Genomic DNA, 23,098 nt, shown 5'->3' on the forward strand with positions numbered 1-23,098 from the left:
CAGCTCTGCAGGAACAGGGAATCACGCGCTCGCAATCAAAGTATGCAGAGAAATCATGATCGCGCGTACGCCTTGGAAAAACTTACTTACGATCCCCGGACCATAATGATCCACTTCGTCGCGCAACGAAATCACTCGGTTGTTGATGCTGCGGCCAGAGCGTCATTTCCGCCCTGCAGCTCATCGTCTGCGTTGAGATCTGTCATGAGGAGCCGTTCGTGAAGCGTTCTCATCCTGCTATGCTCGCCATCGCGTTCTTCTTTCCATCGCTATATGCGGCACATGCGCAAACCGCAGCAGCTCCAAGTCAGATAGCGAAGAACTTTTCTCGGTCGATCGTGGCGCAGAACGGTGGCGCGGCCCTGGTGGCGAAGGCCTACAGCCTCGCGGCGACTGAGACCTCCGATGGCAGCTGGTCAGACATCCCCTATCAGAGCAAGGCCGACATGAACTGGCCTTTGCAGGACCATCTCCATCGCATGGAACTGCTGGCCGCTGCCGCGTATGCCGCGCGCGACACAGGCCATCCCGACCCGAAGCTGGACGGCAAAGCCATCTCAGCTCTGCGCTTCTGGCTCAAGAACGATTTTCAAAACTCCAACTGGTGGTGGGGAACTCTTTGGATCCCGCAGGAGATCGGCAAGACTGCATTGCTGCTGCAACCCAGCCTGACGCCGCAGGACAACCAGGCCGTGACAAAGCTCATGGCACGCACCGGCGACTTCGGGACCTACACCGGCGAAAACCTCGTCTGGGCGCGGCAGATCGAGATCCTCGCAGGCATTCTGCAAGGTAACGAACCAAACGTTGTCGAGGGCTTCCATGGTCTCTTCGCCGACGCTGGGTACACCGAAGACCTCCTGTCCGGCAACCAGCGCGGGGAGGGAATCATGAGCGATAACTCCTTCCACCAGCATGGAGCTCTGCTGTACTCCGGCGGCTATGGGCTTACCTTCGCGCAGGACGTGATGCAGATGATCCTCATCTCCTGGCACACGCCGTTCCAGATCGCACCCGACAAGCTCCACACCTTCATCGCCTTTCTTCTCGATGGCGATCAGTGGATGATCCGTGGCGACACCTTCGATCACGCCACGGCTGGCCGCGAAATCACCTGGCCGTATCTGCCGCGTGTCGGCGCCAACTCCACCTTCCAGCGGCTCGTGCAGCAGTTAGCTGCGAAGCCCGTTCCGCGCCAGGCCGAGATGAAGGCCTTCGCCGATCGCCTTCTCCTCGGCGACAGCGTCGCATCGCCTGACTCGCCTGTAAACGGCGACAGGTTCTTCTGGCACTCCGACTACCTCGTCTCTCGCCGCAGCGGGTATCTCGCCTCGCTGCGCATGTTCTCCACACGCACGCGCAACTCTGAGCTCGTTGGTGGTCAGGGGCTTCGTTCCGTGCACCTTGCCGATGGCATGAACCTTCTCTATCGCTCCGGCAATGAATACCTCGACATCTTTCCCGTGTGGGACTGGACGCTGATCCCCGGCACCACCGCCCTCCACACCTCCATGCCCAATGGCGTTCCGCAGACCTTCGAGGTCAACAACATCATGCAGACCGGAGCGACGGCCTTCGTTGGCGCAGCCACGGACGGACACACCTCCGCCGCTGCCATGGACCTGCGGCGTGGTCCGCTGCAGGCACGCAAGGCCTGGTTCTTCTTTGATGGCGTCTATCTTTGTCTCGGAGCTGGCATCCGCGCCGTTGGACCGCAGGCGAGCGACGACGACATAGCGACCGATATCAATCAGACCCTTGCGCGTGGCTCCGTTCAGATCGGGCCTCAGCGGCAATTCGTTGTCGGCCTCCGCAAGGGCATCGCTGACGCCGCCTCCCGCTTCGTGCTGCACGATCATGTCGGCTATCTACTTTGGCCCGGCGCGCACTTTGTCGTCTCTAGTCAATCGCAGGTTGGCGCCTGGTCGGATATCGGCACCGGCCCTCGAACCCCCGTCAGCCACCAGGTCTTCAATCTCTGGATCGACCACGGTCCGCGTCCCGCCAGCGGCACCTACACGTACGCTGTCTTTCCGGATACCAGCGTAGAGCAGATGAACGCCGCCGCCTCTGCTCCACCGCTCGCAGTACTTTCCAATACCGAGACGTTGCAGAGCGTGTACAACCCCGCCGAACACGTTGTCGCGTTGATCTTCTACACCGCTGGCGCAGCCCACAGCCCGCTCGGTGATATCTCCGTGGACAAACCCTCAATGTTGCTGGTCCGTCGCCTGCCCGGTGGTATCACTGTAACCGCCTCCGAGCCGACGCACCAGACCACGATGTTGCGCGTTACTACCACGATGTTGCGCGTTACTGTCGGCCCACGTTCCGGCAGCGTCTCTCTCGCCGATGGCAGATCGGCCACGCTCCACCTTCAGCCTCAATGATCGCTGCGTGATTGCACTAAGTCGCTCTTCGTGTGAGAGCCGCCGCGTTCCGGCAGATACTGTCGTCTGCGGCAGGTCGCGCACTCCCACGGATAATAGCCCAGTCGAGACAGAATGCTGTTTTCCAGGAAACCATGTCGGCTCAACCGCCGCATCGTCTGTCCCGAACACAGGTTGCACACGGATGATTTTTTCTTAAGATCGCTCATTGCTCTGTTTCCGCAGCTTATCGCGAATCGAGGTCTCGCATCGTGTTCCTAAAGCTTTTCACGCTATTTTTCTGTGTTAAACTCCTACCAGGCGCGCGACCAGCGAGGTCCACCCTCGGTCTCCGGCCGCAGCCGCGACTCCACCCCGGCGTGGAACTCGATCCAGCGGCCGAAGAGCCAGACTACATCGGAGAGCCGGTTCAGATACGCAATCACCGTCGGCGGCACCGCTTCACCAGACTCGGCCAGTCGGACCACCGCGCGTTCCGCTCGCCGACACACAGTGCGTGCCACCTCGTATGCCGCGGACTGCGTATGCGCTCCCGGCAGCGACCAGTCTGACAGGATACCTTCCGTCGTCTCCATCTTCGTAACAAGTTCGGTGAGCATGTCGATGTCCTCGGCAACGATCGCCGCTGATTGACCCTCTTTCTGCACCGGCGTCGCCAGCGCACCGCCAACACGAAACAGTGTTCGCTGAATCGTCTCAGTCCACCCGGCAATCTCCTTGTCCTCACAAATGCTGCGCGCAAAACCCAGCACCGAGTTCAGTTCATCCACGCAGCCGTACGACTCCACCCGCAGGTCTGCCTTGGAGACGCGCGCCCCGCCCACCAGCGCCGTCTGGCCACCGTCTCCCTGTTTCGTCGCAATGCTCATCGTCCTTCTCCTGTCACCGTAAAGCTACTTCTTCAGTTGATCCAGCAGTGTCGTCACCGCGGTCTTCAGTTGGATGTCTTCACCCGTCTCCGTCTCACCGAGCGGTCGAAGCTGCTCGATGTCCACCGGTCGCGGATGCATCTCCATGTCCTTGTTCTCCAGCGTCTGAATCCGCTCGCCCGGCACGCGCACGCTGGAGCCATCGATCAGCCGCTGCGCTCCGGTGAAGATGATCCAGCCAGCCGTCGGCGTGCCCACCACCTTGCCGAGACCCAGCGTGCGATAGCCTTCAGTGAAATCTTCGCCATCAGACAGCGTCGATTCATTCGTGACCAGCGCCGTCGGCAGTCCCAGCGAGCGCTGGCCCAACGCCTGTCGGCTGGGCACCGTGCCGCCGTCACGCGGCGTCATCAGCAGGTAGTTGCGCCGTGCAAATACGTCGATCACGCGACCATTCACGTAGCCGCCATTGTTGTTACGCACATCGACGATGACGCCCTGCTTCTCCTGGTTTTGCGCGTCGAGATCGAGATACAGCTGCGCGAGATCGCTATCACCCATCGCTGCGATGTGGACATACCCGAGCTTGCCACCCGAGATCTTCTCGACATAGGCTCGCCGCGAATCGACCCAGTCGCGATAGAGCAGACCGGACTCCACCTGCAGCGTCACCGGACGAACAACGACATCATGCTTCTTCGCCACGTCGCCCTTAGGAGCAACGGAAAGCACGACCCGCTTGCCAGCTTTGTCCTCGAGCAGAGCATCGAGATTGGTGGTCGCATTCACAGGCACGCCATCAATAGCAGCCAGCTGATCGCCCACCTGCAGCGCTGCTGGCTTTCCATCGCTGGTAGCCAGCGCCGCAGGCGACAGCGGCACGACCTCGCGCACGATCAGCTTGCCGTCGTTCTCATACGGCAGCCGTTCGAAGCGCAGCCCCAGACGTCCTGTTCGAACTGCAGGCATAGCAGGCTTGCTGATGCCGGAGTGCGAGCTGTTCAACTCGCCGATCAGCAAACTAATATCGCGTCGAAGCTCGGGGCCTGAGCGCGCTCCCTCAATATAGGGTTTCCACTGCTCGCGCAGCGCGGGCCAGTTCGCTCCATTGAACTCCCCGTTCCAGAAGCGGTGATCGAGTGTCGTCCACGCCTCGTCAAAGACCACCATCTTCTCTTTGTCGAAGTCGACGTCGATTGACGTCGCGAGCGTCAAAGGCTTCGGCGTGCGCGTCTCGATAGCGATGCTGCGAACGCCTGCACCGCCTTCTCCACCCGGGCCAGAGCCTTCGAGATAGTACAGGCTCTTGGAGTCGGGCGTGAATGCGATGTTCGACTTCGACCCCGCAGTCGAGGTCAGCTGGCGCGGCGTCGCCGGCTCACGCGAAAGCTCATCGAGCGAGTACGTGTAGATATTCTGCGTACCCGAAACATCCGCGAGAAACGCGAGCGTTTTGCCATCCGGGCTGATAACAGGGAAGCGCAGCTCCAGATCGATCGGCAGCAGCGTTAGCCGCGAGCGAATCCCCTCAAAGACAATCAGCGTCGGCTCAGGCTTCTTCTTCGCCGCAGGCTTAGCCTCCGCCTTCGCGTCTGCCTTGGCCTCTGGCTTCGAATCTGCCGGCTCAGGACTCGGCTCGCTGGCAGGCGCAGCAGGCTCCGTGCCCGGCGTTGTCTCCGTGTGTGAGGGTGTATCCGGAGCGCCCGGCGAAGACTGCTTGCGGAACAGATCCGTAAACTGGTCTTCGCGATACACCGGCACATGCGGCACCAGATCGACACGCGCGAGTTGAGGCGTCTCCGCACGCTGCGCTGTATCGAACAGAATGTATTTGCCATCGGGCGACCACGCGAGATGTGACGCCGTCTGCCCATTCGCAAGGAAGGTCAGCGCCTGCGCAGGCTTGCTGCCATCGGCAGGCACGGCGTACAAGTTGCTAAAGCCATCAATGCCTGTCGGCACGAACACAACCCAGTGCGAATCCGGCGACCACGCAATTGCAGACCCTCCATAGCTGTTGATCTCAGCACGCGCAATCACCTTGTCCTTCATCTCCGTCTTCGCCTTGGCATCGGCCAGCGTCAGGATGTGCAGCTCTTTGCGATTCCGCAGGTACGCGATGGACTTGCCATCCGGCGACCACGTCGGAGATAGATCGATGGCCGTCGAGTGCGTCAGCGGGTGCTCGCTGTTGGTGGCAAAGTCGTATTCGTAAAGACTGGAGCCGCCATCGCGCTCGGAGAGGTAAAGCACCTTCGTCGAATCCGGTGACCACTGCGGATCGGTCTCAGCAGAGTCGGTCGTCGTAAGCCGCTGCGGTTCGCCGCCGTCCTTCGCGCTCGCAGCAAACACTTCGCCGTGCGCCACGACGGCGATCTTCTTGCCATCGGGCGAAAGATTGAGGTTCGACCACGAAGCAAGGTGCTCATGCACTACGCCTGGAGAACTTGGCACGCCGCGCAGAGCGAGGTGCAACTCCTCCGTCTTGCCGGTCGCGACGTTCAGTGACCAGATCGCGAAGTTGCGCTCGAAGAGAATCGTTTTGCCGTCATAAGAGATCGTGGGCCACAGGCAGCGTCCCGAGGTGAAGTGCGTAACCTCCTTCGCCGTTCCCGTTGCCGCGTCTGCCGACCAGATATTTTCCGCGCCCGATTTGTCGCTTATGAAGTAGAGCGTGCGCCCATCCGCAGACCACATCGGCCACGCGTGCTTTGCATCGGCCGGAACGAGCTTCTTGTAGCCCGCGTCTGTCGCAGAAGGTGCCAAGACAGGCTTGATCCACAACTCTGTCTCATCGATGTGCGAGTGGCCCTTGCGCCACCACTGCGAACTCGAGATGCCCTTTGCCACCAGCACAATGGATTTGCCATCGGGCGAAGGCGACGACTCAAACTCGTTCAGATAACGCTCCGCAGAAACCTCCAGCGGCGTTCCGCCTGTCGCCTGCACGCGGAAGATATCGCCTTGACCCGCAACGTCAGTCGCCGACGATGTGAAGTACAGCCATCGCCCATCGCGCGACCAGGCATCGAGCGTCACCGGCGCATCGGTATACGTAATGCGTTGCAGCGACCCCGTCGCAAACGTCAGTACGTAGATATCGTTCGCTCCGGTGCGCGTGGACTGGAACGCCAGCTTCGAGCCATCGGGCGAATATAACGGGCGCGACTCCTCTGCCGGATTCGATATCAGCAGATGCGCGTCACCGCCTCCGAGGGGCGCGGTCCAGATGTCGCCACCCGAAGCAAACGCAACCTCCTTGCCATCGGGCGACAGTGCCGGATTGGCAAATGTCGGCTTGGCAGACTGCGACTGGGCGGCGATGGGAAGAAGAGCGAAAAGAAAGGCGGCAAACGATACGCGCAACGTTGGACCCTCGGTAGGAAAGATAACGGTGAGACGAGTGTAACGGATCAGGAGACGCCAATCTCCGTCCGCAAACGCTCAGCTTTTGCCCCACCGAAGTTACCCACCGAACCCCTTCATGGCAGTGGCTCCTCGCGATAAAGCTGTGCCGTGTGCCGCGCGGTGGTGATAATCGCCATCGCAAACATGCCGATTGTCGCGATCACTCCACCGAGATCGAAGAGCAGGATGCGATGTCCGAGGACCGTTGAGTAAGGACTCCGCAGCAAAGCAAGATTGCCAGCGATGAGCAGGATGCGAATCTCCGTAGGGCCGAAGAACCCTTGCGACAACTCGAAGCGAGAAAGGGTATAGGTCGCCAGATAGCTCTCGCTGGAGAGCAGCAGAAAGGCGACGAGCATCGCTATAGCCGTCTGCCAGTGCAGAAATCCTGAGAGCGCGAGGCCGCTCATCAACGCAATCGAGCCGAAGCTGTCGACGATATGGTCGACATAAAATCCATAGCGCGGGCGCTGCTGGTTACGCACGCGGGCCAGTGTCCCATCCAGTGAGTCGCCCAGCCAGTTCAGAAGGATGCACACGATCACCACCATCAGCGCGCGAGAGTCGAATCGCGACAGAGCGTAGAACACCCCGGCAGCCATCTGCGCGCAGAATCCAAGCAGCGTGAGTTGATCGGAGGTGAGCCATGCGGGCGCGTGTTGAGCCAGCCACATCAGCAGTCGCTTTTCTCCAGCGGCCGTTAGCGACTGGTGGATGCGTTGCGCGGACGTAAATGTACTTGCAGCGGTCGTTGTCGTCATCTTGATGTCCTCGGGTCGTTACTTGTGGAGTGCGTTGGCTGTAGCGCGAAGCGTAAACTCCAGCGATTCGCGCGGAATGCTCTCGACGAACGGTTGCACCACCCACGCCAGCCCATGTGGAATCGATCGCGTCAACGTGATCGACTCGATCTGTATAGAGAGGCCGCCATCCCGTTCCTCATAGCTCCAGTAGGTGTTGAGTCGCCATAAAAAGCCATGCTCTTGTGCGGGTGAAAGCGCATGTTCTGAAGCACTTCCCGGTGAGTCGATCTCCGCGATATGAGTGCTGCGCGACATACTGTAGCCGTGCTGCGGATCAAGCCGAGCCAACGTCACGTCATAGCTCGTATCCATCACCACGGCGATCACATGCTTCTGCCGGACGCGCATAAAGGCCGTCAGATGATCCCCATCCTGGCGCAGCACCCCGGCTCGCAACACCTGAGGAGCATATATCTGTGGATAGGCGCCGAAGTTCCTCAGAAGCCGCTCAAAGTCTGCAGCCGAAGCCCCCGGCACAAACGCCGTCCCTCGCCAGTGATGCAACAAAGCGCCAGGCACCGCCGGAGTCGCGATCGACTCGATCTCCGGAACCCCTCGGCGCACCTCTGGCGATGCCGGCACCAGAAAACTCGCAGCCGCCTGATGTTGCCGAGCCAGCCGTGCCTCGACGATAGCGGCGTAGCTACTGAAAGCTGCATTGGCTGCCGACGGCGCTTCCGCCAAACTGCGACCAGCCGCGCTCAGGATCAACGCAACTCCGCCAAATAAGACTCCGAGCCGATATACCAACGAATAACGTCGCTTCATGTCTGTACTCTGCCTTGCCGCCGCGCACGAAGCAATAGATCGGCCCTCACCTGAGCAGGATTGTTTCTCACCGCCCAACCCTTTGCGGCACAGCATCTTACGCAGAGTCCTCGCTGATGCCCATCCCTGAAGTCCCGCCCCTGTTCGGATACACTGGCCTGAAGACATGACCGCTCCCCAGCCAGCCCGACGCTATCGCTTTGGCATCTTCGAAGCCGATGCGTCCGCAGGCGAACTCCGCCGCAAGGGAATTCGCGTCAAGCTCACCGCTCAGCCCTTCCAGCTCCTCTCTCTGCTGCTGGAGCACCCTGGACAAATCCTCTCCCGCGAAGAGATCTCCCGCGAGCTGTGGCCCGACGGCACCTTCGTCGACTACGAGCACGGCGTCAACTCCGCCATCAACCGCATCCGCGAGGCCCTCGGCGACACCGCCAGCAACCCTCGCTTCGTCGAAACCCTCGCCCGCCGTGGCTACCGGTTCGTCGCCCCCGTGGAGCAGATCGGCGCCCCCACGCCCAACCCGGCACCCGAAACCACCTCCCCCAACCCCAGCGAGATCGGCCTCCTCGATCGAGTGCTCGCCTCTCCGGACGAACTCCCGGCCGCTTCGCACAAAGTCGTACAAACGCTCTTCCTCTCGCTGCAGGGCATGTATCTGGCCTTCTATGTAGGCGCCCTGGCAAACCTCGCCGAGATCTCCGACATCCTCTCCTCGCTCCAGCGCTCCTCCCAGCTTCTCAGCCTCTTGATCGCAACGGCTGCGGTCATGATCCCCGTCCGGGCGTTCGTTCTCTCGGCTACGCTCTTCCACGCACCACGTGCCCGCGAAAAGTTCCTGAAGATGTGGCCGTTTCTTCTCCCTGCTGACCTCCTCTGGTCGCTCTCGCCCTTCCTTCTCATCCATCACATCAGCGCGGGCCTCGCCCTGGCCTGCACCGCGATTCTCGTCTACTCACCTTTTGCACAGCGTTCGTTAGTGCTTATGGGAGCCTGTGGCCCGTATGAATAGCCAAATCCCTGCATCGATTCGCCGCAACTCCCTCCGCACAGCCATCGGTGCGAGCCTAGAATGGTCTTCCGTTGGCAGCAAAGCGATGCATGTCGTCTTCCCTGCATCTATCTATCTGTCTGGTGTCTAACATGTGGGTACGGCGCACCGCCGTCGCATTTGGAGCAAGGTCTCTTGGAGCAAGGTCTCATGGAATTTCATATCGCCCGTTCTCTGCGAGAGCGACTCAATATAGACGAGGTTCTGTTCAGCTATAACGGCAACGCCATCTTCGCGAACGTGGCGGCGGCGCGCAAACTTGCCCTCGGCCTGAACAGGCTTCGCGGCGAATCCGCCGAGACTCCGCAGAGCATCCACGGCGCCGCGCTCTTCGCCATGGGCCTCATCGACGAGCTCAGCCACGCCATGGTGGCGCACTATCGCCAGACCGTCGACGCCGCCGTGCTCACCGAAGCCCTGAAGTGGTTCGCGCAGCGCATCGGCAGCCGAAATCTCGACAAGCTCCTGCTCACCTTCGCTGAAAAATTCCCGGGCACCGCCGTCTTTCGCGGGGAGGTGACAGCCGCGGAATGGCTTAAACGCAGCACCGAAGGCATGCCCCATCGCGAATCGGAGATGGAAGAGCTTCTGCTCCTCTGGCTCGCCAACCAGAACCCTGCCTTCCTCCGTTTCCGCGAGCTCTTCGCCGACGACGATCTGCGCAAGCAGACCTCCTACCCCGACCTCACCGCGGGCCTGCCCGGCTACTTCGAAACCCGTCCACCACTCTCCAAAGAAGCCGGCACGCTCATCCAGGCCCTCCGCGCTCCCATGCTGGCTTCGCCTGATTCGCTGACCGGTCAACTTGAGTTCATGCGCGAACGTTGGACACCGTTCCTCGGCGAAGATCTCAAGCGCGCGCTGCTCGCCATCGACGTCGTGCGCGAAGAAGACGTTGCCATCTGGATGCAGTTCCACCCCAACCACGGCGGCCTGCGCCCCATGCATGGCGGCGACGGCTGGTCCCCCGAAGGCTACGTCGGTGACGAGTACGTCGGCTGGGAAGACGAGTACGTCACCGGCTCTGACGGTGTCCGCCGCCGCAAGCAGTACGCTACCGACCACCAGGCCCCGCTCGTCGAGTACGAAGCCTTCAGCGCGGACTACGCCTGGATGCCGACCGTCGTCATGATGGCCAAGAGCACCTATGTCTGGCTCGAACAGCTCTCCAAGAAATATCAGCGCCATATCTATCGCCTCGACCAGATCCCCGACGAAGAGTTGAAGGCCCTCGCCGACCGCGGTATGACCGCGCTCTGGCTCATTGGTCTCTGGGAGCGCAGCATCGCGTCGCGCACCATTAAGCGACTGCGAGGGCAGGCCGATGCCGTCGCCTCCGCTTACTCGCTCAAGGACTACAACATTGCGGAAGATCTCGGTGGCAACGCAGCCTACGAACGCCTGCGCGATCGCGCGGCAGCGTACGGTCTACGCCTCGCCAGCGACATGGTGCCCAACCACATGGGCATCGATTCGCCCTGGGTCATCGAGCACCCTGAGTGGTTCATCACTCGCAAGGACAGCCCGTTCCCGGTCTACAGCTTCGAAGGCCCCGATCTCTCCACCGACAGCCGCGCCGAGATCAAGATCGAAGACCACTACTACGATCAGACCGACGCCGCCGTGGCCTTTCGCCTCCGCACCTATGGCGATGGTCAGACACACTTCATGTATCACGGCAACGACGGCACCACCTTTGCCTGGAACGATACCGCGCAGCTCGACTACTCCAAGGCCTTCGTCCGTGAGCACGTCATGCAGGTCATCCTGCACGTTGCGCGACTCTTCCCGATCATCCGCTTCGACGCCGCCATGGTGCTCGCCAAGCGCCATGTGCAGCGCCTCTGGTTCCCGCTCCCCGGCGTTGGCGGTTCTATTCCTTCTCGTGCTGAAAACGCCATGTCGCAGGAGGAGTTCGACGCCCTGATGCCGAACGAGTTCTGGCGTGAGGTCGTCGATCGTGTCGCCGTCGAAGTCCCCGGCACCCTGCTACTCGCTGAGGCGTTCTGGCTCCTCGAAGGCTACTTCGTCCGCACCCTCGGCATGCATCGCGTCTACAACAGCGCCTTCATGAACATGCTGCGCGACGAAGAGAATGCCAAGTATCGCTCCTACCTGAAGAAGACGCTCGAATTCGATCCAGACATCCTCAAGCGCTACGTCAACTTCATGAGCAACCCTGACGAGAAGACAGCAGCGGAGCAGTTCGGAGACGGAGACAAGCACTTCGGCACCTGCACCCTGCTGGCCACGCTGCCCGGCCTGCCCATGTTTGCGCACGGTCAGATCGAAGGCTTCTCCGAGCGCTACGGCATGGACTTCAAGCAGGCGCGCATGGACGAAACTCCGGATGAGCGCCTCATGCAGCGCTATCAGCGAGAGATCACCCCACTGCTCAAGAACCGCAAGCTTTTCGCTGAAAGCACCAACTTCGTGCTCTACGACTTCTGGACAAGTTTTGGCTCTGTCGACGAGAACGTCATGGCGTACTCCAACCGCCTGGGCGATGAGCGCGCCGTCATCCTCTACAACAACATCTACGAGAGCACCTGGGGGACTATCAAAACCTCCGTCGGCTCCATCGACAAGGGCAGCGGCCACCTGCGCCACAGAACGCTGATGGAAGCGCTCGCGCTGCCCTTCGACAATGATGTGCTCATCGCCTACAAGGACAGCAACGAAGGCACCGAGTATCTGCGTCGCGGCTCCGAACTGCGTGACGAAGGTCTCACGCTGCGCCTCCGCGGCTATCAGTATGTCGTCCTGCAGAACTGGCGCGAGTTGAGGTCCTCCGAAGAGTATCCCTGGCACGACCTTTGCGACTCGCTGAACGGAGCCGGTGTTCCGAATCTCGATCAGGCACTCCGTGAGCTTCGCCTCAAAAAGGTTCACGGCGCGTTACGCGATCTTGCCAGCCCTCAGCACCTCCAGTCGTTCGTCGAAGCCGTGAAGGCTTTGCCTCGTCCCTCCGCGGCGCTTGTTGAGGTGGAAGAGATCACGGAGTCGGCAGACGCCGGTTTACCCAACGCCGAAGAAGTTTTGGACGACGCCGTCGCCGAAGCGCCGATCGAGTCTGTCATAGAGTCAGCCCTCGTCGAACAGGACTCCAAGTTTGAGCAATTCCTCAGCTCAGGCGAACGCCTGCGCCACGAGATCTCGCAGGTCGTGCCGCTGCCTGTGTCCGCTTCGGACTACGGCGAGAGCCTGCTCGAACAAGCGATCTCTGTACGTAAGTCGATCGCTGAGACGACGCTCGTCGACATAACCTCCGAGATGTGGGCAACGTACCTGCTTCAGGTCGTGCTGGAATCTTTTCCTGACTCCGTCGGCAGAGTAGCGCTCTTCGACGAACTTGGGCTGAGACGCCCAATCGCCGATATCTTCGCAACACTCGGTATCTGGGGCCAGGACTCGTGGCTGGCAAGCGCGCGCGTTCGTGTCCTGCTTGCTTATAAGGGTGATCTTCTGAAGTCGATCAAAGACAATGCCTTTTGGAGCGATCCCGACGTTCGCTGGCTCACCGGCGTCAACGAATCGGAAGGAATCACGTACCTTGATCGCGATAAGTTCGCGAGTTTGATGGAGTGGCTTGAGCGGCAGAATAGGCCTGCAGCGGAAGAAAAACCAGCTTCCATACAGCCCATTTTGTCGGACGCTGAAAATGCGGGCTACAAGGTGGAGAGCTTCCGGAAGTTGTTAAGCGCAGAGAAAAAGTCATCGAGGGTCCAGAAGAAAGCCGCTGCTCCGGCTGAACCCAGTGAAAAGACCTCAGAGAAGACGTTAGATGAGCCATATCCGGTGGGTCACGTCCCAACAGGGGGCGCTAAATAGAGCGGCCGCAGTTGCGAAGGGCGAAACTCGGAATATTGAATTACTGTCAAGCCCATAATCCTGTAAGTCTTTGATTTAAAATGGAATAGAGTTGCATGTTTACATATCTCAATCCGTTATAATTGAAATAGAAGGAAAAAAGAGCGACAGCGGAACTCTCCGCGTGTCGCTCTTTCTTTGTTTTAGACTTCACAAACACTAGATTCGGACTTAAGCCCTATAAATTCAGTACTTTAGACCTTAAAGTAAGGGGGGAGGGGGTTACGGTACAGCGATCGGTCCGGGTACGCTCTTCGGCGTGCTCAGGTAACCAGTTACCTGGTTCTTGTTGATATCGTTCACCACGATCTCAAACAAAGCAGGCGACTTACCCGAGTAAAACTGCACAGGCTCATCCAGGTTCTTGTCCTTCTTCTGGATGCTCTTGTCGTCCGAGCTAACCGTCAGCGTGTACTTCGAGCGCTTCGGATCGACCTTATTCAACGCCACCTTGATCGTGCCAACGTTCTGCGCTCCGCCGCCCTTATGCAGCGTGAACTCGTAGTAGTTGCGATCGCCTCGGTGCTTCAGCTCCTCCAGCTCGGAATGGTTCGTCGCAATCAAGCCGCTCATCACGCCCGCATCGCCAACCACGCGCGTCAGCTGCGACTTGGTGTCCGCCAGATCAGCCTGCGTGTTCGCCACATCGGTCTTTACACCGCCAACATCGGTCTTCACGGAAGCGACATCGGTCTGAACCGCACCAACCTGCGCAGCCGTCGCCTTCTGCTCGCGTGCCAGGCGAGAGGCATCGGCACGCTCCACCGCAACAAGCTGCTGCGAACGGTCTTCGAGCTGCTTCTGAGTCAGGCCCACGCTTTGGCCAAGTGCCTCGCCCTGTGCCTTGAGGCGTTCATTCGTGTCTTCCAGCTTCTGCGTCAGCACGGAGTTCTGCTGAGTAGCCGCGCTAAGCTGCTGCTCGGCATTGCTCAGATGGCTCTGCAAGCCGATGTTCCAGGCCAGCGCGCCAAGACCTGCCAGCAACGCGACAACAGATACGCCGGACAGCCACACGGGCGCGGATTTGGTGTGTACTTCCTCGTGGTCGAGATCACTCATATTCGTTCTTCCTCCTTGCGGGTTTTCCAGGGGATTGCGGGTGATGTTGCCGAGGTGGCAGCCTTGAGTCCAAGGCGGCGAGATACACCTCAAGTGCAGTAGGACGCTATTTCAACCCCGCGAGATAGCTCACAGGCAAAAAACGCCGTCAGGTAAAGCCATGCACGAGAGGACTCAGGATGCGCGCTGCCGTCTCCATAAACTGCTTTGGATAGGGTGGGTCGAGTGTACCGTTCTGAGTGCGAAATGGAAACCGGCGCTCACGTACCAACGCAGCGAATGCGTGAGCTTTCAGAGGAGACCTACCAGCATAGTCAGTCTTGCCAAGGCAGATAGTCCCTCTGCATCTCCTCTGGTTATGCCCCTAAAGGGGTAGTCTCTCCCCCTCCGAAAAGCGTGTAAACCATTGACCCGTTTATGTTTGGAAGATACTGTCTTTTTAGTAACAACATTTCAGGAGGAAATACCATGTTTTGCTGCTTCTTCTCTCTCTTTAACTTCGCTTCCGTTAGCTGCTGCCACCACACCTGCGGTTCCACGACCACCGTCACGACCCCAGTCTCGACCACCACTGTCTCGCAGTCGGCTGCTTAACTCTTTCTACTTTCGCTTCTCTGCTTCATTTTCTCTGCTGTACGTGATGACCTCCGAATCCTTTCGGTGAACATCGAACGATAGTCGCCTTCGCAAGAGCTTTGAACGAACCTGAGTGTGAAGTAGGCCACCAAGGTATCTTCGCTCCTCTAATGCGAGGTCGGTCCGGTCAAGTCGGATCGCCAGCGTACTATTCTCAACGCGATCAGTCATTCGGGAATCGCGGACTTCTATGGGCCCCTGGGGGTGACGATGCTCAGCATCGTCACCCCTGTTGTCATTAATCGGGAACAGAGAATACAGAGTTGGAAGCCGGAGCCGCAGAGCAACTCCTCTATGGGCTGACAACCTTGAGGGGGCTGACAACCTTCAGGCGCTTACGCATCAGCTTGACAGCCTCAGGGTTCTGGTCGATCAGGATGTACTCTCGACCGTTGCGAGCGGCAGCTACCCCTGCTGTCCCGCTGCCTGCGAAGAAGTCCAGCACCGTGTCGCCAGGGTTCGAATGCACCCGGATGATGCGTTCCAGAATGCCCAGCGGCTTCTGAGTCGGGTAGCCCGTCTTCTCCTTGCCGGTGGGCGAGACGATCGTGTGCCACCAGACATCCGTGGGCGTCTTACCGCGCGCTGCCTTCGTTGCTCCTACAAGACCGGGCGCCATGTAGGGAATGCGGTCCGTTCCCTCAAGATTGAAGGTGTATAGCTTCGGGTCTTTCGTGTACCAGAGGATGTTGTCATGCTTGGCGGGCCAGCGCTTGGTCGGGCGAGCGCCATAGTCGTAGGCCCAGATGATCTCGTTCTGGAAGCAGTCGCGGCCCGAGACCCCCGGCGTGGTGAAGATCTCATCGAGCAGCACCTTGCAGTAATGGACCTCGCGCGGGTCGATGTGGAAGAAGAGCGAGCCGGTGGGCGTAAGCAGGCGGTGCGCTTCGAGCAGGCGCGGGCGCAGAAAGCCCAGATAGTCGTCGAAGATGTCGATGTAGGTAGGTGCAGTTTTGAGAATCTCTGTGCGGTAGCGATGGCCGCCGAAGCCGGTGCGGTCGCCGGTTACGTCGCGGACGGCGCGGATGCGGGTTCGCTTCTGCCGCACGCCGGTGTTGAACGGCGGATCGATATAGATCAGCGGCACACTGGCGGAAGGCAGCTTGCGGAGCGCGGCGAGGTTTTCCTGTCGAATGATTCTGTTCATAGCCGCTCTCGGATAGTGCGTGCGCTTCGGGTGAGTCTATTATCGGATAGTCAGAATCAGATAGGGTGTAACGGCGGCGCATTCCGTGGATATCAGGACAAGTGGGATCCGCGTGCGCCAATACTAGTGGGCCAGGCGGCAGAGGGCTTTTCGCCGAAGAACGAGGAGACAGGGTCGTGCAAACGGAGCTTTATTTCGAAGATTTTTATCCGGGGCTGAAGTTCGTCTCCGGCCGCAGCTACAAGGTGACAGCCGAAGAGATCAAGCAGTTTGCTGAACAGTACGATCCGCAACCGTTCCATCTGGATGAGGCCGCCGGCGAGAGCTCGTTCTTCAAAGGCCTGGCAGCCTCGGGCTGGCTTACAGCCGCGATCGTGATGCGACTGCGTGTGGAGTCGATCCATGTGGCGGGCGGCATGATCGGCGCGGGCGTGGAAGAGATGCGCTGGACGCAGGCGGTTCGTCCGGGCGACTCCCTCCGCACCGAGGCGGAGATCCTGAATGTGCGCGCCTCGGCGTCGCGTCCGAAGTACGGCGTGGTGCGCTCGCGGACGACGGTGTTCAACCAGCGGGGCGAGGTGGTGATGCGCTCCGTCGTGAACTTCCTGGCTCCTTTAAAGCAGGCTGGAAGCGGCGAGTAGGTAGCGCCTCGAGCTACCCCCCTCGTGCTTGCACAGGGGGCGAGCGTATCGTTAAAGCAATGCGGATGACGGTACTGGCATCGGGTTCCAAGGGCAATGCAACGATTGTTGCTGCCGGAAAGACCTCTCTGCTGGTCGACGCCGGACTCAGCTGCCGCGAGTTGCTGCGCCGCATGGCGGTCGCCGGGGAAGACCCCACGACGATCAGCGCGATTCTTGTAACCCATGAGCATATTGATCACGTAGCAGGGCTGGCGGTGCTGGCTCGGCGGCTGGGCGTGCCCGTGTACTTCACCGAGCAGACGCATCGCGCGTGGGTGCGAATGCTGACGCCAAAGACAACGATGAGCTACGCCAAGTGGCTGGAGCTGCGCGAGCGTGAGGCTGCAGCGGCGAAAGAGGCTCCAGCGCACACGTTGCTGGCCGCCGCTGAGGAAGAAGATCTGGGCAGCGAAGAGGCTCAGATTCCGGTCGATCCCGAAGGCGAAGAGGAGTGCGCGCCCAAGGTTAAGGCAAACCCTGCGGCTCTGCCGGCTGTGGAGTTTTTCCGGGCGGGGCAAGCGTTCTCTATCGGCGATATCGACGTCAATCCGTTTACCATCCCGCACGACGCGGCTGACCCCTGTGGTTTCGTCTTCCACGCCCGCAAAGAGAGCCTTCGTATGGCGGTGGCCACCGACCTGGGTTATGTGCCACCAAATGTGAAGATGGCGTTGAAGAACATCGATGTTCTTCTGATGGAATCGAACCACGATCTGGAGATGTTGAAGGACGGACCATACCCATGGAGCGTCAAGCAGCGCGTACTTAGCCGGGTTGGTCACCTATCGAACACAGCGACCGCTGAATTTTTGAGCCGCGATTACGACGGTGGAGCCCACACCATAGTTCTCGGGCACTTGTCGGAACAGAACAACCTGCCGGAGCTTGCGCTGCTAGCGGCGGAACAGGCTATCGGCAATCGAATGAGCCTCTTAGGGAATCGCGTTGTGCTTGCACGTCAGGCAGAGCCGATGCCGCCAATCCTGCTTTGAATCGCATTTCGATGAATCCGGGGCAAGGCTGAAACGTCTAAATAAGGTGTGTGGAACAATGCGCTTCCTGCCGTCGTATCGGTTGGGATAAACTTGTAGAAACGTGAACCCAAATATGCCAAATCAGTCACGCCCAAGTCGCAAAGAGACCCGCGCCAATAAGAACAGCCTGTGCACGGACCCAGTCGTCGGGGCTATCCTTTCGGGCTGGCGGTATGACATTACTGGAAACTCCCCGGATCTGCGCCTTGAATACGAGGCGCACCTGAGCGAGTGTGGCCACTGCCGTCACCGTCAGCGAATTCATCGCACGGTTGACGTGCTGCTCCTGGCCGCGACATCTCTCTCGTTTGCTGCGTTTTTACTCGCTGCGCTGGTCATGCACCGCGTCGAAGCCATCAGCCATATCACGAATGTTCATCTGCATCTCCATCCTGATAGCGTGACCGCGCTGGCACGGATTCCCGACAGCATCACGGTCGGCCTGGAGACGGTGGCGATTGCGGGTGTGGTCGTTTCGATGTTGCTGTGGATTCTCGTTGCGATGGCGACGCCCATCTTCGGCATCGCCGTTTCGATGATGCGCGAGCGTATCTCCCCCGAGCTGCGCGAGTTGCTGCGCAAGCAGGAAGTTTAGTAGCGCCTGCCGGTTCAGGCCTTCTCCGGAAATTCTTGAGCGACATCCCTTACACAGACGGCCTCGAACCTCGCTCACATTCCAGCGGAGAGAGCCTCGCGGCTGTTGAGGCCTCAATGGGCGAAGCCGCCTCTGCGACCTCTGCGGAGAACGACGCGCGGACGTCTCTGTGGAATTATCCGGCTACCTACACCCTTATCGGAATCAATATCGCCGTATATGCGGTGATGTTTGGCTATGGGCCGATCCCGGCGCTGCTCCGCAGCCATGCCTTAGGGAGTGTGCTTACCGCACCGTTCGACATACCCGTGCTCGAGCGGTTTGGAGCTACGGGCTCGTACCTGATCCAGCAGGGGCAGTGGTGGAGGCTGATAACAGGCACGTTTGTGCACGTAACGCTGCTGCACATCCTGCTGAATATGTGGTGCCTGTGGAACCTTGGACTCTTCGGCGAGCCCTTGCTGGGTAAGCGCGGGTTGATTGCGGTGTACCTGCTGACAGGAACGGCAGGGATGCTGCTTTCCTACACCCTGACCCTGTATTCCGGGGAGCCTGGAATCGTGGCTGGAGCGTCGGGATCTGTATTTGGCATCGCGGGCATCCTGATCGTGCTGCTATCCAACCGAAAGCTTTCAGTACCGTGGAACGAGTTGAAGAAGCTGCGGCAGCAGGTGATCTTTTTTGCTGTGGTCAACCTGGTGCTGGGCGTGGCGCCAAAGCTCGTGGCGCTAGGTTCGTCGCAGTTTTCTGCGATGATGCCACGGATCGATAACTCCGCTCATCTGGGCGGCTTTCTAAGTGGCCTCGCGCTGGGACTGCCGCTGTTTCCCAAGATGACCACAGGACGATCAAGTTACCGGCGGAGGCAGCGGATTACCTACGCAGTTTCGGCGCTGCTGCTGTGCCTCTATGCCTATGCTTTGGCGACGTTCGTGCGACCGATCAACTAGCTCTCCACATGGAACCTGGCAAAAAATGAGCGCCCCGGAAGCCGGGACGCTTTTCTATTGTCGTGCGATCGGTTTTAGTGCTCTACCTAGCTCATGGATGTGGAGGCGGTCGCAGCGAACTTGCGGACCATTGCAAGCAGCAGACGACGGTCGTTCTCTGTCAGCTGCGAGGAGTAGCGCTGTACCTGCGTAAGGAAGCGAATCTCTTCACCGCTCAGGGCTGCACCCTGCAGCTCGCGATCGGTGTCCTCGGCGAAGAACTGGCTGAGAGGCAGATCCAGCGCGCCTGCGATCTTCTGCAATGTGTCCAGCGACGGAACCGTGTGGCCGTTTTCTACGCGGGAGAGATAGCAGCGCAGAAGCCCGGTGCGCTTTTCGATATCACCCTGCGACATTCCGCGTTGCAGGCGGAAGCTGCGGATCGTGACACCGATATTGATCGGCGTGACCTCCGGCGAGGGCCTTGCCTGCTCCGGAACGAGTGTTTGCATAGAAGCCATTAGCCGTAAGCTACCGATACAGATGGACGGTAGCAAGCGTTAAACGACCGATTCTCGTTCGATCTCGTACCTTTGGAGATTCGTGTCGAGGTAGAGACGCGGAAAAGCTGCTGAAAACCTTGCCCAAACAGAGCAAAACCTTCAGCAGCTTCGGAAAACAGGGATCTCAATAGACCCACATCAGCCCATGTACATGCCGCCGTTGACGTCCAGGGTGTGGCCGGTGATGTACCCAGCGTTCTCTGAGGCCAGGTAAACCACTGCCGCAGCGATGTCGGAGTCGGCTCCATAGCGAGCCAGCGGAATCTGGCTGAGGATGCCTGTCTTCTGGTCGTCGGTCAGCACGTCGGTCATGGGCGTCTGGATGAAGCCCGGAGCAATGGCGTTCACGGTGATGCCGCGGGAGGCAAACTCACGGGCGAGTGACTTGGTGAGGCCGATCATGCCCGCTTTGGACGCTGCGTAGTTAGCCTGGCCTGCCGCGCCGGTCTCGCCGACGACCGAGGTGATGTTCAGGATGCGGCCCCAGCGGGCCTTCATCATAGGCGATATCAGCGCCTGGGTGAGCAGGAAACTGCCCGTGAGATTGGTGCGAAGCACGTCCTCGAAGTCGGCAAGCTTCATGCGCATCACGAGCCCGTCCTTGGTGATGCCGGCGTTATTGACGAGGATATGCACGGCTCCGTGGTCGGCCAGCACGGCCTTTGCGCCAGCCTTGATGGAATCTTCGCTGGAGATATCGAGCGCGTAGGCCTTGGCGGTGCCGCCAGCGGCTGTGATCTCAGCCGCGACGGCCTCGAGCTTTTCGACGTTACGGGCGGCGAGGGCGACGGTGGCGCCCGCCTTGGCGAGTTCGAGAGCGCAGGCGCGTCCAATGCCCTGCGAAGCGCCAGTAACTAACGCAATTCTTCCTGTCAGGTGACTCAATGTTTCCTCCAAATGTCTTTACGTATTAAATCACTTCCCCAGAGGGGGTCGCGATATCCTTGTCCGAGTCATGTCTGATAGCCCGCAGAAGCACCCCTCGCCCAACACCACCGAAGTCTACGCCATTCATGGCGCTGAGCCAGAGGTCCTCGCGTATGCGATGGCCAAGTACTCGCGGTCGGCGCTAACGATGCGCGAGTCGCTGACCGAGATCAGTTCGCAGCGGGCCGAGCAGTTTCTGAACACCTTCTATTTTCAGTATGGACATCGGTCCATTGCCGACCTGGCGCACATTCCGTTTGCGATCGAACGGCTGAGCTTGCTCGCGGCCATCGACCTCGTCGACGAAACGCGCTGGGATGGGCAGGAGCGGTCGACGCGTTACCAGGACTTCCGTCGCAGTGGCTGGTACACGCCTGCTCTGAGTGAAGAGCGGAAGGCCGCCTACACCAAGGCGGTTGAAGGTCTCTTCGCTTCGTACGATGCGTTGAGTTCCGGCATGTTTGAGGCGCTGACGGCGGCGATCCCAAAGCCCGAAGAGATGAAGCAGGAAGCCTACGCGCGGACGCTGAAAGCGCGGGCCTTCGATGCGGCTCGCTATCTGCTGCCGCTGGCAACCAACACCTCGCTGGGACAGATTGTGAACGCACGCACGCTGGAGACTCAAGTCTCACGGCTGCTCTCGAGCGAGTTCGCCGAAATTCGCGACCTCGGCACGAAGCTGCGCGCCGCTGCGAGCGAGCCCGCATGGAACGTGCAGCGCGACAAGCTGGAAGAGATGGCTGGCGAAGGCGTCGTCGACGCTGCGGCCACGGCAGAGATTTTGAATGATCTGATGCCGCCGGTGCGGACAGCCCCTACGCTGGTGAAGTACGCCGAGCCAAGTGCGTATCAGATCACGACCCGCAAAGAGCTCACGCAGGCAGCCGCCGAACTGATGAGAGGAGCCGATGGCGTCTCGCGCCCGATCTATCCTGCGCCCATCGTCGATCTGCTGGATGACGATGAAGACCTCGAGGTGGAGCTGGTTACGTCGCTGCTTTATCCGCACTGCCACTACAGCTATCGCCAGCTGCGAGGGGCGGTGGCCGCGTTGCCAGAGGTGCGTCGCGATGAGCTGTTGAAGATTGGCACGGCGAACCGGGGTCGCCACGATGAGCTGTTGCGGAGCTTCCACTCCGGGCATGGTTTCCGCTTCGACATCCTGATGGACATCGGCGGCTTCCGCGACATGCACCGGCATCGCCGTTGCGTGCAGCTGATCCAGGAGTTCACCGATCTGCACGGCTACGATGAACCCATCTGCCCTGGCCAGCCGACGCTGGCAGAGGCTGGGCTGGAGGATGCGTATCAAGCGGCGATGGCTGCGGCTGTGGCTGCTTACCGCTCACTAAAAGATAGCGGAGAGGCTGAAGCCGCGCAGAGTGCGCAGTATCTGCTGCCATTGGGGATGCGGTGCCGCGCGATGTTCAAGATGGACTTTGCGGAGGCGCTGTATATCTCAGAGCTGCGCAGCGGGATCGCCGGGCACTTCAGCTACAGGCTGGTGGCATGGGAGATGTATCGCGCGATCGCGGCACGGCATCCGGCGCTGAAGGGCATGTTCCGGATTGAGGACGTGCATGTGCCGGTGGACCTGCTGAAGCGATGAGCACCAGCTATCGACGAGTGGCAACAACGACTCGAAAAATGACTATTAGCGATGTAGAGCAGCCTTTGGTTCTTGCAACCAACGGTTTGTCGCAGGCCGGGCAATCACAGTCTCCCCGCATTAGGACTGCAGAGCTAACCCTAGCTAGCCGAAAGAATCGCGACTAAGCGGCAGACTTTATCTTCGTCGTCCAATCAATTCCTAATGCTTTCATTACGGCGAAGGTGCTCTTTAGCGAAGGATTGCCGTTCTTGCTAAACGAGCGGTAAAGCTGTTCGCGAGAGAGTCCGGTCTCCTTTGCGATCTGTGTCATTCCCTTCGCGCGGGCTACGACGCCGAGCGCATGTGCGATGAACGTCGGGTCTTGTGTCTTGAAGGCCTCGCTCATGAAGTAGGCGATGCCCTTGTCGGAGGTCAGGTCCTCTGCGGGGTCATAGGTTGTAAGTTTCTCAGCCATATCTATTCGGTCCCTTCTTTGGCCAGTAACTTTGCTTTCTGGATGTCCTTGGCCTGTGTGGTTTTATTGCCGCCGCAGAGATAGGACGATGATCGTTTGTCCTCAACGATGAAAATAGATGCGATATCCAGGTCCGTAGTGAATACGTAATTCACTGATACCGTCGCCGACAGGCTTGGTGTCTCCGAATTGTCCAAGTTCAAGCCGGGCAATTCGGAGGGCGATCGCCGCTCGAGCGACGTCGTCTTTCAGCTTCGATCTCCACTTCGCAAAAGTTTCTGTCTGGAGGATGTCAAACATGGT

Annotated in this window: 18 protein-coding genes; 8 read left to right on the plus strand and 10 right to left on the minus strand. The window is 59.6% G+C overall.

Annotation, left to right across the window (positions count from 1 at the left end; genetic code table 11):
* The first annotated feature begins 218 nt into the window (after window positions 1-218).
* Window positions 219-2,390 (plus strand): polysaccharide lyase family 8 super-sandwich domain-containing protein, encoded by a 2,172-nt coding sequence (locus tag OHL14_RS10015; RefSeq protein WP_263379203.1) that lies wholly within the window; start codon window positions 219-221, stop codon window positions 2,388-2,390.
* A gap of 293 nt (window positions 2,391-2,683) precedes the next feature.
* On the opposite strand, the gene OHL14_RS10020 is transcribed toward OHL14_RS10015, so the two are convergent.
* From OHL14_RS10020 to OHL14_RS10035, 4 genes are all read right to left on the minus strand, one after another.
* Entirely contained in the window at window positions 2,684-3,259 is a 576-nt protein-coding gene (locus OHL14_RS10020) for a cob(I)yrinic acid a,c-diamide adenosyltransferase (protein ID WP_263379204.1), read from the minus strand.
* Window positions 3,260-3,283: 24 nt separating this feature from the next.
* Window positions 3,284-6,625, minus strand: a complete 3,342-nt coding sequence (locus OHL14_RS10025) for a S41 family peptidase (RefSeq protein WP_263379205.1) — start codon at window positions 6,623-6,625, stop codon at window positions 3,284-3,286.
* Window positions 6,626-6,741: 116 nt separating this feature from the next.
* Window positions 6,742-7,428: a CDP-alcohol phosphatidyltransferase family protein gene (locus OHL14_RS10030; protein WP_263379206.1), complete on the minus strand. Its 687-nt coding sequence runs from the start codon at window positions 7,426-7,428 to the stop codon at window positions 6,742-6,744.
* Window positions 7,429-7,446: 18 nt separating this feature from the next.
* A complete protein-coding gene (locus tag OHL14_RS10035; RefSeq protein ID WP_263379207.1) occupies window positions 7,447-8,238 on the minus strand; it encodes a hypothetical protein in 792 nt (263 codons plus the stop codon).
* A gap of 166 nt (window positions 8,239-8,404) precedes the next feature.
* On the opposite strand from OHL14_RS10035, the gene OHL14_RS10040 reads away from it, so the two are divergent.
* Window positions 8,405-9,247, plus strand: coding sequence for a winged helix-turn-helix domain-containing protein (locus OHL14_RS10040; RefSeq protein WP_263379208.1), 843 nt, complete (start codon window positions 8,405-8,407; stop codon window positions 9,245-9,247).
* Between the two features lie 189 nt (window positions 9,248-9,436).
* On the plus strand, window positions 9,437-13,117 hold the full coding sequence (locus OHL14_RS10045; RefSeq protein ID WP_263379209.1) for an alpha-amylase family glycosyl hydrolase: 3,681 nt from the start codon (window positions 9,437-9,439) through the stop codon (window positions 13,115-13,117).
* Between the two features lie 261 nt (window positions 13,118-13,378).
* Here OHL14_RS10045 and OHL14_RS10050 read toward each other — a convergent pair whose 3' ends face one another.
* Together OHL14_RS10050 and OHL14_RS10055 are read right to left on the minus strand one after the other, a co-directional pair.
* On the minus strand, window positions 13,379-14,215 hold the full coding sequence (locus OHL14_RS10050) for a hypothetical protein (protein ID WP_263379210.1): 837 nt from the start codon (window positions 14,213-14,215) through the stop codon (window positions 13,379-13,381).
* Window positions 14,216-15,143: 928 nt separating this feature from the next.
* Window positions 15,144-15,998, minus strand: coding sequence for a DNA-methyltransferase (locus tag OHL14_RS10055; RefSeq protein ID WP_263379211.1), 855 nt, complete (start codon window positions 15,996-15,998; stop codon window positions 15,144-15,146).
* 176 nt (window positions 15,999-16,174) lie between these two features.
* Between OHL14_RS10055 and OHL14_RS10060 the strand changes: the two genes are divergently transcribed.
* The 4 genes from OHL14_RS10060 (at window position 16,175) to OHL14_RS10075 (ending at window position 19,260) form a co-directional block, all read left to right on the plus strand.
* On the plus strand, window positions 16,175-16,639 hold the full coding sequence (locus OHL14_RS10060) for a MaoC family dehydratase (RefSeq protein WP_263379212.1): 465 nt from the start codon (window positions 16,175-16,177) through the stop codon (window positions 16,637-16,639).
* Window positions 16,640-16,698: 59 nt separating this feature from the next.
* On the plus strand, window positions 16,699-17,673 hold the full coding sequence (locus OHL14_RS10065; RefSeq protein ID WP_263379213.1) for an MBL fold metallo-hydrolase: 975 nt from the start codon (window positions 16,699-16,701) through the stop codon (window positions 17,671-17,673).
* Window positions 17,674-17,776: 103 nt separating this feature from the next.
* A complete protein-coding gene (locus OHL14_RS10070; RefSeq protein ID WP_263379215.1) occupies window positions 17,777-18,310 on the plus strand; it encodes a hypothetical protein in 534 nt (177 codons plus the stop codon).
* 35 nt (window positions 18,311-18,345) lie between these two features.
* Window positions 18,346-19,260, plus strand: a complete 915-nt coding sequence (locus OHL14_RS10075) for a rhomboid family intramembrane serine protease (protein WP_263379216.1) — start codon at window positions 18,346-18,348, stop codon at window positions 19,258-19,260.
* Between the two features lie 86 nt (window positions 19,261-19,346).
* Here the strand turns inward: OHL14_RS10075 and OHL14_RS10080 are convergent, their stop codons facing one another.
* Both OHL14_RS10080 and fabG read right to left on the minus strand, forming a co-directional pair.
* On the minus strand, window positions 19,347-19,760 hold the full coding sequence (locus tag OHL14_RS10080; protein ID WP_263379217.1) for a helix-turn-helix domain-containing protein: 414 nt from the start codon (window positions 19,758-19,760) through the stop codon (window positions 19,347-19,349).
* A gap of 180 nt (window positions 19,761-19,940) precedes the next feature.
* A complete protein-coding gene (fabG, locus tag OHL14_RS10085; RefSeq protein ID WP_263379218.1) occupies window positions 19,941-20,687 on the minus strand; it encodes a 3-oxoacyl-[acyl-carrier-protein] reductase in 747 nt (248 codons plus the stop codon).
* Window positions 20,688-20,757: 70 nt separating this feature from the next.
* Between fabG and OHL14_RS10090 the strand changes: the two genes are divergently transcribed.
* The gene (locus OHL14_RS10090; protein WP_263379219.1) at window positions 20,758-22,338 is read left to right on the plus strand and encodes an FAD-dependent thymidylate synthase; all 1,581 of its coding nucleotides are present in this window, start codon (window positions 20,758-20,760) and stop codon (window positions 22,336-22,338) included.
* 163 nt (window positions 22,339-22,501) lie between these two features.
* Here the strand turns inward: OHL14_RS10090 and OHL14_RS10095 are convergent, their stop codons facing one another.
* Together OHL14_RS10095 and OHL14_RS10100 are read right to left on the minus strand one after the other, a co-directional pair.
* Window positions 22,502-22,795, minus strand: a complete 294-nt coding sequence (locus OHL14_RS10095; RefSeq protein WP_263379220.1) for an addiction module antidote protein — start codon at window positions 22,793-22,795, stop codon at window positions 22,502-22,504.
* A gap of 102 nt (window positions 22,796-22,897) precedes the next feature.
* Window positions 22,898-23,095 carry a type II toxin-antitoxin system RelE/ParE family toxin gene (locus OHL14_RS10100; RefSeq protein WP_263379221.1) on the minus strand — a complete coding sequence of 66 codons (198 nt, stop codon included), beginning with the start codon at window positions 23,093-23,095 and terminating at the stop codon, window positions 22,898-22,900.
* Window positions 23,096-23,098 lie beyond the last annotated feature (3 nt).

The organism is Granulicella paludicola, assembly GCF_025685545.1.
GTDB lineage: Bacteria > Acidobacteriota > Terriglobia > Terriglobales > Acidobacteriaceae > Granulicella > Granulicella paludicola.

Excerpts from the sequence above, each read along its gene's own strand:
- OHL14_RS10020 (WP_263379204.1), bottom strand. The coding sequence starts at position 3,259 with ATGAGCATTGCGACGAAACAGGGAGACGGTGGCCAGACGGCGCTGGTG.
- OHL14_RS10030 (WP_263379206.1), bottom strand. The coding sequence starts at position 7,428 with ATGACGACAACGACCGCTGCAAGTACATTTACGTCCGCGCAACGCATC.
- OHL14_RS10035 (WP_263379207.1), bottom strand. The coding sequence starts at position 8,238 with ATGAAGCGACGTTATTCGTTGGTATATCGGCTCGGAGTCTTATTTGGC.
- OHL14_RS10040 (WP_263379208.1), top strand. The coding sequence starts at position 8,405 with ATGACCGCTCCCCAGCCAGCCCGACGCTATCGCTTTGGCATCTTCGAA.
- OHL14_RS10045 (WP_263379209.1), top strand. The coding sequence starts at position 9,437 with ATGGAATTTCATATCGCCCGTTCTCTGCGAGAGCGACTCAATATAGAC.
- OHL14_RS10050 (WP_263379210.1), bottom strand. The coding sequence starts at position 14,215 with ATGAGTGATCTCGACCACGAGGAAGTACACACCAAATCCGCGCCCGTG.
- OHL14_RS10055 (WP_263379211.1), bottom strand. The coding sequence starts at position 15,998 with ATGAACAGAATCATTCGACAGGAAAACCTCGCCGCGCTCCGCAAGCTG.
- OHL14_RS10065 (WP_263379213.1), top strand. The coding sequence starts at position 16,699 with ATGCGGATGACGGTACTGGCATCGGGTTCCAAGGGCAATGCAACGATT.
- OHL14_RS10080 (WP_263379217.1), bottom strand. The coding sequence starts at position 19,760 with ATGGCTTCTATGCAAACACTCGTTCCGGAGCAGGCAAGGCCCTCGCCG.
- OHL14_RS10090 (WP_263379219.1), top strand. The coding sequence starts at position 20,758 with ATGTCTGATAGCCCGCAGAAGCACCCCTCGCCCAACACCACCGAAGTC.
- OHL14_RS10095 (WP_263379220.1), bottom strand. The coding sequence starts at position 22,795 with ATGGCTGAGAAACTTACAACCTATGACCCCGCAGAGGACCTGACCTCC.
- OHL14_RS10100 (WP_263379221.1), bottom strand. The coding sequence starts at position 23,095 with ATGTTTGACATCCTCCAGACAGAAACTTTTGCGAAGTGGAGATCGAAG.